The sequence below is a fragment of the Zestosphaera sp. genome (genome assembly GCA_038843015.1).
In the GTDB taxonomy this organism is placed as follows: domain Archaea; phylum Thermoproteota; class Thermoprotei_A; order Sulfolobales; family NBVN01; genus Zestomicrobium.
Window position 1 is genome coordinate 45,307 of the sequence record JAWBSH010000010.1, and the last position, 9,469, is coordinate 54,775.

The following is a 9,469-nucleotide window of genomic DNA, read 5'->3' on the forward strand; positions in this document are numbered from 1 at the left end:
AACAGCTTGAACAGGGTAAAAAACATAGACAGACGTATAGCAAACATTAAGGAAACTCAGTAAGAAAATTATAGAGACAAAAAGAACACGTAGACTTAACCAACCATTCATTACAGCACCCTAAGCTAACTACTCGGAGGTTCAGGGCGGGGTTTCAGTAGTATCTGTAGTCGTTATTATCAAATCTACAGAAGCGCTAATATCACCGCCTGAGTAACCTGAAAGCTCTAAGTATAAGTCAACACGTAATTTTCCTCCAGCCTGCAAGGAGATCCAATTGTTCGGCTGTAGTTCCGTAGTCTTTAAATCTATTTGGTACTGAGCACCCGTGCTATTGATTATTAAGTATGCAGTATTAACTCTCACATCATTTATGGCTTTCGTGACTCTAAATTTTATATAATAAGTATTTGAAGAATCTTGACTAACTATCTCAGTTAAGTTGTAGTAGTAGTTTCTCTGTAGTGTTGGGTGGACAGTGATTACAAGTTTCGTGTCATCCACTATATTCACTGTGATTGTTTCGCCCCACAAGTCTGGTTGGCCCGCGTTGGTTCCTTCCTGGAATACTACTGGTGGTTGTTTGGGGCTTATTGTTAGGGTTACTGGGTAGTACACAAATACGCTGGCGTTTACTATGCTTATTAGTGTTGCTATAGCTAACAGTATTATTATTTTTCTTTTCGTATTGATTTTTATCACCTCATAAGTTAACTTTTTGTTTTGGTTTGTTTTTAAGGATAGCCCCTAAATTATTGATTAGTGAGTATTGCTTATTAACCTGTCTTGATATATTATTATTGAGGTGTGTCTTAAGTGGGTAAGTCTATTAGTGTTTTAGGTATTTTAATTTTGGTAGTGGCTTCAGTGTCGATTCTGCTAGCTGCGACTACTTACTCTCAAGAAGCTATGGTTGCTGTGTTCAGCGCTTCTGACCCTGTAGGTGATGATAAGGGTACGGGCAACTACACATACCCTACTAACGCGGTCTTTAAGCCGGGAGTCTTTGACTTGACTGGGTTTGCTGTCATGAAGAACTCTACGCACGTGGCTTTCGTGATCTTCTTGAGAGATTTAGGCGGTAATCCTTGGGGAGGTCCTGCAGGCTTCTGCTTACAGCATGTTCAGGTGTATGTGAGGACTACTGCGTCAGGCGCTACGAACACGTCGACTTACGGTCTTAAAGTAAATATAGCTGAGGATTACGCGTGGCACTACGCGATACTGCTAGCTCCGGGCTGGGGTGAGGAGCCAGTACCTCAAGGTCAGGTATCAGCGATTTACGACTCAACAGGCTCGCTAGTGGCTGTAGCTGGAGGAAGTGACTTCACAGTATATACAGAGCCGTCACTGAACGCTATAGTAGCTGTCGTGAACGCTTCAGTTCTGACAGACTCTGATAACATAGCTAACTGGAAGTACGTGGTTACTGTGTCTGGCTACGACGGTTACGAAGCAAGCAAGTTGAGGGGTGTCGGGTTAACTGCTGAGGAGTGGAAGTTTGGCGGTGCAGACACGTACGCTCTAGCAGCTAACGTAGCCCCTCTAGTCATAGACCTCTTAGCTCCCACGGCTGAAGCCCAGTACGCTATGCTGACCTCCTACGTAGTAGATCCACAAACACTTGAGGGAACCTTCGCTGTAGTTAAGGGAGTTCCGGCACCGCCGCCTCAGCCAGTAACCGTGACAGTCACTAAGACTACCACGACCGTAGAGACTAGGTTGACAACAACTACTACGGTCGTCCCGACGACGGTGCCAGAGTACGTCACGGACTGGACAACGACGATAGTCGCCGGCATTATATTGCTAGTCTTAGGTCTCCTCATAGGGTACGTGTTCTTCAAGAAGAAGTAATTTAAGACTTAATTTTTGAGCGATAAACAACGTTTTTAACCTTTCTCAGAGTATTTTTCATAGGTGAGTTAATGTCTAGAGTTTCTTTAATCAACGTGACTAAGAGGTACGGTAAAGTAGAAGCCGTGAATAGAGTGAGCTTAAACGTGGAGGATGGTGAGTTCTTTGTTTTGTTAGGTCCTTCAGGTTCTGGGAAAACAACAACTCTCAGGCTGATAGCCGGTCTAGAAGTGCCTGAAGAAGGTGAGATAAGAATAGATGATGAGGTAGTGAATTATAAGACACCTAAGGAGAGGAACATAGCGATGGTTTTCCAGAACTACGCTCTATACCCACACATGAGTGTCTACGACAACATTGCTTTCCCCTTAATGGTTAGGAAGAAAGAGATGAAGTTAAGTAAGGAAGACATAGACCGTAAGGTTAAGGAAGTCGCTGAACTACTTAAGATTTCGGAACTCCTAGACAGGAAGCCAGCACAGCTCTCAGGAGGTCAGCAACAGAGAGTCGCTCTTGCTAGAGCTTTAGTTAGGGAGCCTAACGTGTGGCTCCTTGACGAGCCCTTAAGCAACATAGACGCAAAGCTCAGGACTGAGATGAGGGCTGAGATAAAGAAGCTACAGTTAAGGCTTAAAGTCACCACCATATACGTGACTCACGACCAGGTTGAAGCAATGACTCTGGCTGACAGGATAGCCGTGATGAATTACGGTAAGGTCTTTCAGGTAGGTAAGCCTCTCGAACTATACAATAACCCTAAGAACATGTTCGTAGCTAGCTTCATAGGATCTCCCGGGATGAACTTCATGCAGGCTAGGGTAGAGAGTAGCGACCCTAAAGTTAGGATAGGTGATTACGTCCTCAACCTTTCGGGACTCCCTGAAGTAGGGGGTTTGAGAGAGTACGTAGGTAGAGACGTAGTGTTTGGTGTGAGACCTGAGGACGTGTTATTAGTTGATGACGGGTCTTACGACATGGAAGCTGAAGTCATCGTTTCAGAACCTCTAGGCTCTGAAACAATAGTGACGCTGAAACTCTCTGACAACATTGTTAAGAGCAGGACACACGGTAGTAAGCTCTACAGCATAGGGAGCAAAGTAAGGATAAAGTTCGTTAGAGAGAGAATAAAGTTCTTCGACGTCAACACGGGAGAACTCATTTAGCTGGCTACCTTCTTGAGAGAGACTTATAACACTGTGCGTTAATTAGCTAATGATGAGTCATGTACGAGATAGTAGGGAGAGAGAAGATAGGGCCTTACTACGGCAGGCTGATAGTGGTTTTCTCTATACCTGACGAAAACTATAGGAATGCTTACCTCTCATCCCTCTTCACCTCATTTGCTCCAAGCTACTTCAGACTTTCTAAGAGGGGTAATCGCTGGAGCATTGAAGTCAGAGTATGGGATGGTGAGTACCCCTACGTCTTCGTAGTCAATGACTCAAGAGTCGTTCTAGACTCTGAAAATCCTGAGAAAGCTGTTTTAAGACCTTTCCCAGAAAATAGAGAGTTTGAATTCACCACATCTATCGCTAGGCTAGGTGAAGAAAACCCTGAATCTCTCAAGCCGTGGCACGTGATACACATCCCTACAGACTCATCTCACGCGTCAATATATGAGAACAGCTTAGTATTGAGGCTCAGAACACACTCAAGGATTACTGAAGAGTGTTATGCTGAAGTATTAGTTAATGACTCAAAGAGATTTCTCAGAGCTAATAGAGTAGGTCGTGTAGGGTATTACGACATCTATGAAGTAGTTTTGCCTGGAGTCACGCCTAGGAACATCCGCTACAGATTCATTACTAAGACTAGAGAAGGGGAGATACTGACATACGGTAATAGAGGCTTGAGAGATGAGGAATTCATTAGATTCTCGGGCGAGGTTGTGGCGGAGACTCCATGGTATTTAGGCACAACATATTACTCAATATTCCCCGATAGCTTCAGGAAGTCGAGTACGGGTAAAGAAGATGATTGTCTAGAATGGGGTATTGTCCCTAGACCTCACGGCTTCTTAGGAGGAGATTTGAGAGGGATTATTGACTCGCTAGACTATATTAGTGACTTAGGTGTTGAGACACTATATCTGACGCCGATATTTAAGTCACCATCATATCATAGGTACGACGTGGAAGACTACTTCAGTGTAGATCCTAGGTTAGGTGATTTAAGACTTTTTCAAGAATTCCTCAGTAAGGCCGGAAGACTTGGCGTTAAGGTTGTTATTGATCTCCCAGTACATCACACGTCAGTATGTAATGAGTTATTCGTTAAGGCAGTCTTGAATAGAGAGTACCGCAACCTATATTACTTCCACCAAGAACCTAGTGAGGTTCTCGTTAAGTTAGTTAATGATTTCCTAGAAGGGAGGATCAGTTGCGTCGATTTACGTAACTCCATAAATAGATTGAGTGAAGTTCCTTATGAGAAGTTCTTAGACGTTAAAGTTATGCCTAAACTGAATGTTTTGAACGAGCACGTGAGGAAGTACGTGGCTGAAGTAGTTGATTTCTGGCTTAGCTTAGGTGTTGATGGGTTTAGGATGGATGTAGGGCAGGCACTACCTCCAGAGTTTGTTGAGGAACTCAAGAAAGAACTAGAAGCTAAGAAGAAAAACACGCTACTGCTAGGTGAGGCTACGAGCGACCCTACCTACTTAGAAGAATTGCTGGTTGCTGGACGGTATGATTCCCTCATGAATTACGGGTTTATGAGAGACGTGTTAATGGTTCTCAAGGGTATGACAGACTTAGATTACTTCATAAACTCCTCTATGAGTAAGTACTCCGTACTCTCACCCCTTAAGAGCCTCTCACTCTACAACTTGCTAGGCTCTCACGACACGCCACGCATAAAGACTCTAGTAGGAGACCCGCTCAAGCTAGAAGTCGCTTACGTGCTCTTATTCAGTCTAGCTGGTTCTCCATCAATATATTATGGAGATGAGGTAGGCATGGTGGGTGGCGGAGACCCAGATAATAGGAGAGGCATGATATGGGATGAGAGTAAGTGGGATAAGGAACTCCTTAAACTAATTAAGGACTTGATTAGAGTTAGAAAGACTTGCACGCTCATGAGGAAAGGCTTAATGAGCATGAGCAGGGCTGGAAACCTACTCGTGATAGCTAGGTATCTAGGCTCAAACCAGGCGCTAACAATCATCAACATGTCTGAGAACCCCTCATTGACTAGTAAGGTAAGTAGTTTAAGACCTGTTATGTCTAGGAGAGTCAATGCTGTTGAGAACGAGTTAATCTTTGGTGAGTACGGCTTCATCATATATTGCTGATTAGCTCTTCAAAATATTAAGTCACATGTAGCGTTATCTTGAGGCGTCCTCCAGTAAAGTCTCTTACCCTCAGCCCTAAAGCAATTATTAGTCCTTGTAGAGACTCTCTAACGCCCTTCTCAGTTCTTGAAAGCGTTACTTGCTTCCAGCTCCATAAGCTAGCAATCTCACTTAACTTTATCCTGATAGAGTTACTCTCTGAAGCTAACGTAAACTCATCAGTCTCTAAGTACTGCCCAATCTCAACTATTTCTCCCCCCACTTCAAGTCTCAACTCACTCAGTGAGTATGGGGAGAAAGTCATCTCAATAAGTAGTAGATCATTACTTCCTGAAGGACTGCTTAAGTAGTATGCTGTCGTCAAGACCGAATCACTTACTTGATATTCTTTAACGACCTCATGGTTTTCAAGACTAGACTTCAAGACTACCCCAGAATCTCTTAACTCGCCCACAACGTAGTTGGAGATCATTACGACATCTCCTGAGCTATAACCCCCGCCTCTACTCACCCACTCTCTCAAGCCGGTCGCGTCCTTAACTATGAAGTCTCTGAAAGACGCTCTCCTGTATTTGTCGTGAGTGTAGTGCGGTACGTCACTCAAGTACGTCTCAGGATATCTAGACATGATGTTGATTAGGTTTCCTTCTCTTCCTTGTTTTCTGTAGTCTAGCTCGAAGAGTGTGCCGCTGTCAGAAGGCTTTACGTAAGCGTTGAGTAACTCCCCCTCTATCAGCACCTCATCTACCCCGTCAAAGTCGAAGTCTCTCTTCTTAGTGCCGTAGCTTCTTAACACTCTATCCGCGAGGTTCTCAGCTCTTATTAAGTTTTTGTAGACTTCAGCTCTTAAGTGGTGTATGTAGGTACCGCCGAATAGACCGTGCCAGTACACATCATTACATTCGGCTAAGTGTATGTAGTCCCACGCGTCCTCAAGTCTAGAATTACTTAAGGCTTCAGCTTCTAACACTTTATTCCTGACGTAGATGAGCTTCTTATGCATGTTGTTAGACTCACTATACTTAGTCAAGAAATTCCATATTAGCCCCCCACTCCACTCCATCATCTTGTCATAGCTCCCGTGAGGTAAGTACGTGAGTCCTTTAATTACCCCTATACTCAAGTAATCTCTAGGTCTCAGAACGTAGTATTTGTTGCTCGTTGCTGAGACTTGAAGGAATTCCTCAAGCCACTTACCAGTGACGTCCCAAGGTTTCCACTCACCAAACTTTTCAGCGTCACTACCCCATAAGACGTACGGGTATCCTTCTAAGTCAGAAGCCCTAGATATGTACTCAATCACTTCAGGTATTGGAGACCAAGGCAACTTATACCTTATTTCAGTGTCTATGAAGAAGATCTTGACCGGCTTTCCCGAGTCTTCAGTTATCCACAAGTACTTACTGTCACCCCACTTCATTCCCTTCATGTAGAGTAGCTGGTCGTCGACGAAGACGTACTCATACCCGAACTTACTTATTATCGAGGGTATTGTCTGGTCCCAGAATCTCTCAGGCAACCAGAAGCCCCTGAGAGGATAGTCACCGATTAGTCTTCGGAATAGCTCGTTATACTTCCTGACTTGCTCGGCTCTATCCTCGATAGGTATTAGAGGGAGTATAGCTTCAGAATACGCGCCACCAATGAATTCCGGAAATCCTGAGTCACCAGCTCTCCTAATCATCTCAAGGAAGTCTGGGTAGTGTTCTCTAGCGTAGAGTAGTAGAGGGCCTGAGAAGTGGAGAGCTACTGGAACACGATACCTTAAGAGAGTGCTCATTAAAGGCTTGTAACTATTCTCGAAAAGTCTCTCAAGAACTTCGCTTAACTGACCTATAGGCTGGTGGAAGTGAATAACGAATATGAAGACAGGCTTCTTCTCCGCAATACTCGGGTGTTCCGGAACGCCCGAACCATTAATCAAGTTCAAGCTACTCACACCAAATATATCTCGTGGGAGTAGTTTAATAGGTGGTGTTGAGATGACGTGCTGCGATGACGAAGTCATTAAGTGGGTTATGAGTAGGAGGTGGTACCCTCTCAAGGGCGTGATGCCAGATGAAGTCGCTACTATTAGTTTGGGAGCGAATTTAAGAGGACTTCTCATCAAGATGGGGTCGCGGCAAGTCTTCACACCCTTAGCTATCAGGGATAGTGGGTACGTTGAGGGCGAGTACACTGCAGAATACGTTGAGGGCTTAGTGAGTGGCAAGACATTACTTGAGGTCAGGAAGTATAGTGAGGTTCCTGAAGGTCATGTATTAGTTAAGCCGCTGTCTACGGCGTGGACTAACGTAGTTTCTGTTGTAGAGGTAGGTGATAGCAAGTACGTCTTGAAGGGTTACAGGACGTTTTCCCCTGAGTTGAGCGAACCTAAGTTCCTCAGATACCTAACTAAGAAGAAGTTTCCTTACTCCCCAGAGCTAGTCTTAGAAGTTTCTTTAGGCGGTACCGTAGTTGCTGTGATGACTAAGTACGTGGAGTCTCTTGGAGACGGGGGCATGCCCTTCTACCTCAGCGCTCTCAAGTATTTTGAGACGGGAGAGTACGGCGACGTTGAAGCTAAGGCACGCAAGCTAGGCAGTGTAGTCGCGTTATTCCATAAAGTAATGAATTCATGTGATGAAGAGTGGTGCTCACCTAAGGAAGCAACAGAAGAAGTGATTAGTGTTTGGCTAGATGACTTGAGGCAACAAGAAGCTAGAGCTAGAGAGTCCATAAGGAGATTAGGAGAGGGTTTAGGGGTTGACATGACCTACGTAATAGATAACTCGCTGAACAAGCTAGAGAAGAGTCTTAGAGAGTTGCTAGGCTTGAAACTCATCAGGACTCACGGTGACCTACACTTAGCTCAGACACTCTACGACGGCAAAGACTTCATACTGATAGACTTTGAAGGCGAGCCCGGCAGAACTGAAGAGAGGAGATCACTCTTGGAGACGGCTTCAAGAGACCTTGCTTGCTTGTTGAGGTCTCTCCACTACATAACGATGTTTGCTTACGCCGAGCTCAGAAAGAGGAAGTTAGAGGAAGTATTTCGAGATTTCCTCAGAGAAGGTGAGTTAAGGAGGGAAGCTTTGGTGTGGCAGGACAGAGTCTTTAACGCTCTATTAGAAGAGTACTTGAAGAACGTGAGTCTACAAGATGTTCAAGGACTTAACGATGCGGGAGTATTTATCAAGTCTCTTAAAGCGTGGACTCTAGAGAGGTCTCTCTACGAATTCTTCTACGAGATTAACTACGGGACTGGCTACGTGTACGTACCGCTAGAGTATCTGTTAAGAGAAAGTAATTGACTTTACTAAACTACTCTACTAGGTACTTTGTAAGGACACATTACTGAGTAACTACAGAACTTACATTCCCACTCATACCTAGGTATCTTCTTAGACGTTATTCTATCAACGACTTCTTCTTCATTAACCTTATCACTCACTAGGTATTGAGTTATCCTCTCCGGCGTTACGTATACTAGTATAGTTTGCCTTAGGTTGAAGAGCCAGTTATATATTCTTGCTTGGTCCACGTGCTGAGGCTTAGGTAGGTCATAATCGCTTCTGGCAGTCTTTATCTCTACCCCGATCAGCTCGTCACCTATCTTGACGATAATGTCAGCTCTGCCCTCAACTACTACTTTCTTCCCGTCAGGTAAAATCACTTCACGACTTCCCTCAACTTCTGTGAGTACTCCCTCACCGATGATGTTCTTAAGCAGTTCTTGCAGACCTCTATGAACGAGTGTCCCGAGTATGAATACTGGCGTGAAAACTTCTTTCTCAACTAATTCAGGGTACTTGAGCTCATACTCTCTTTTAAGCACGCACCTCACGAGGTCTGTAACCCAGTAAGTGTCTGGCTTCCTAGGATGTTTCTCTTTCTCTTCCTTACTGACTGTATAGAGCAGGCTGATTAGGTCTAGCCGAGACTCCTCCCCCACCTCCAACACCAACTCAACTTAGAGATTTAGCTTAATAAGAAGCTTATATTATAGCTAGTGCGTTTGTCAATGGCAGGTGGTGAGGAATGAATGAGAAGCTGCTCTTGACGTTCGTCTTCTTAGGTCTCGTCTCACTATTTGCTGACATGACTTACGAGGGTGCTAGAGGAGTCTCAGGCGCTTACTTGAATATTCTTAAAGGGACTGCGTTAGTAGCTGGCGCCGTGACTATCGGGGAATTCTTAGGGTACTTAATGAGGTTCTTTAGTGGGTACTTAGCCGACAAACTAAGGAGTAGTAAGGTTTTATGGGGCTTAACCATGTTAGGTTACGTGATTAACTTAGTGGCTGTCCCGGCTCTAGCGTTAGCGGGTAGGTGGGAA

The 9,469-nt window shown here is 44.5% G+C and carries 8 protein-coding genes; 5 read left to right on the forward strand and 3 right to left on the reverse strand.

The features are described from left to right. Positions 1 to 141: 141 nt before the first annotated feature. Complete coding sequence (locus QXL29_07175) at positions 142 to 702, reverse strand: hypothetical protein (protein MEM2284374.1); 561 nt, start codon at positions 700 to 702, stop codon at positions 142 to 144. Between the two features lie 114 nt (positions 703 to 816). Here QXL29_07175 and QXL29_07180 point away from each other — a divergent pair, with 114 nt between their 5' ends. From QXL29_07180 to QXL29_07190, 3 genes are all read left to right on the forward strand, one after another. Continuing rightward, entirely contained in the window at positions 817 to 1,857 is a 1,041-nt protein-coding gene (locus QXL29_07180; GenBank protein ID MEM2284375.1) for a glucodextranase DOMON-like domain-containing protein, read from the forward strand. A 71-nt stretch (positions 1,858 to 1,928) separates the two neighbouring features. Next, entirely contained in the window at positions 1,929 to 3,020 is a 1,092-nt protein-coding gene (locus QXL29_07185) for an ABC transporter ATP-binding protein (GenBank protein ID MEM2284376.1), read from the forward strand. A gap of 59 nt (positions 3,021 to 3,079) precedes the next feature. Continuing rightward, positions 3,080 to 5,149, forward strand: a complete 2,070-nt coding sequence (locus QXL29_07190; protein MEM2284377.1) for an alpha-amylase family glycosyl hydrolase — start codon at positions 3,080 to 3,082, stop codon at positions 5,147 to 5,149. A 16-nt stretch (positions 5,150 to 5,165) separates the two neighbouring features. Here QXL29_07190 and QXL29_07195 read toward each other — a convergent pair whose 3' ends face one another. After that, entirely contained in the window at positions 5,166 to 7,157 is a 1,992-nt protein-coding gene (locus QXL29_07195) for an alpha-amylase/4-alpha-glucanotransferase domain-containing protein (protein ID MEM2284378.1), read from the reverse strand. Here QXL29_07195 and QXL29_07200 point away from each other — a divergent pair. Continuing rightward, positions 7,132 to 8,445, forward strand: a complete 1,314-nt coding sequence (locus QXL29_07200) for a hypothetical protein (GenBank protein MEM2284379.1) — start codon at positions 7,132 to 7,134, stop codon at positions 8,443 to 8,445. The genes QXL29_07195 and QXL29_07200 overlap by 26 nt on opposite strands. Positions 8,446 to 8,450: 5 nt before the next feature. Here the strand turns inward: QXL29_07200 and QXL29_07205 are convergent, their stop codons facing one another. Continuing rightward, on the reverse strand, positions 8,451 to 9,095 hold the full coding sequence (locus QXL29_07205; protein MEM2284380.1) for a CRISPR-associated protein Cas4: 645 nt from the start codon (positions 9,093 to 9,095) through the stop codon (positions 8,451 to 8,453). Positions 9,096 to 9,172: 77 nt separating this feature from the next. On the opposite strand from QXL29_07205, the gene QXL29_07210 reads away from it, so the two are divergent. Then, on the forward strand, positions 9,173 to 9,469 hold a 297-nt coding region (locus QXL29_07210), incomplete at its 3' end, for an MFS transporter (protein MEM2284381.1).

Coding starts and splice junctions, on each gene's coding strand:
- QXL29_07185 (MEM2284376.1), top strand. CDS start 1,929: ATGTCTAGAGTTTCTTTAATCAACGTGACTAAGAGGTACGGTAAAGTA.
- QXL29_07190 (MEM2284377.1), top strand. CDS start 3,080: ATGTACGAGATAGTAGGGAGAGAGAAGATAGGGCCTTACTACGGCAGG.
- QXL29_07200 (MEM2284379.1), top strand. CDS start 7,132: ATGACGTGCTGCGATGACGAAGTCATTAAGTGGGTTATGAGTAGGAGG.
- QXL29_07195 (MEM2284378.1), bottom strand. CDS start 7,157: ATGACTTCGTCATCGCAGCACGTCATCTCAACACCACCTATTAAACTA.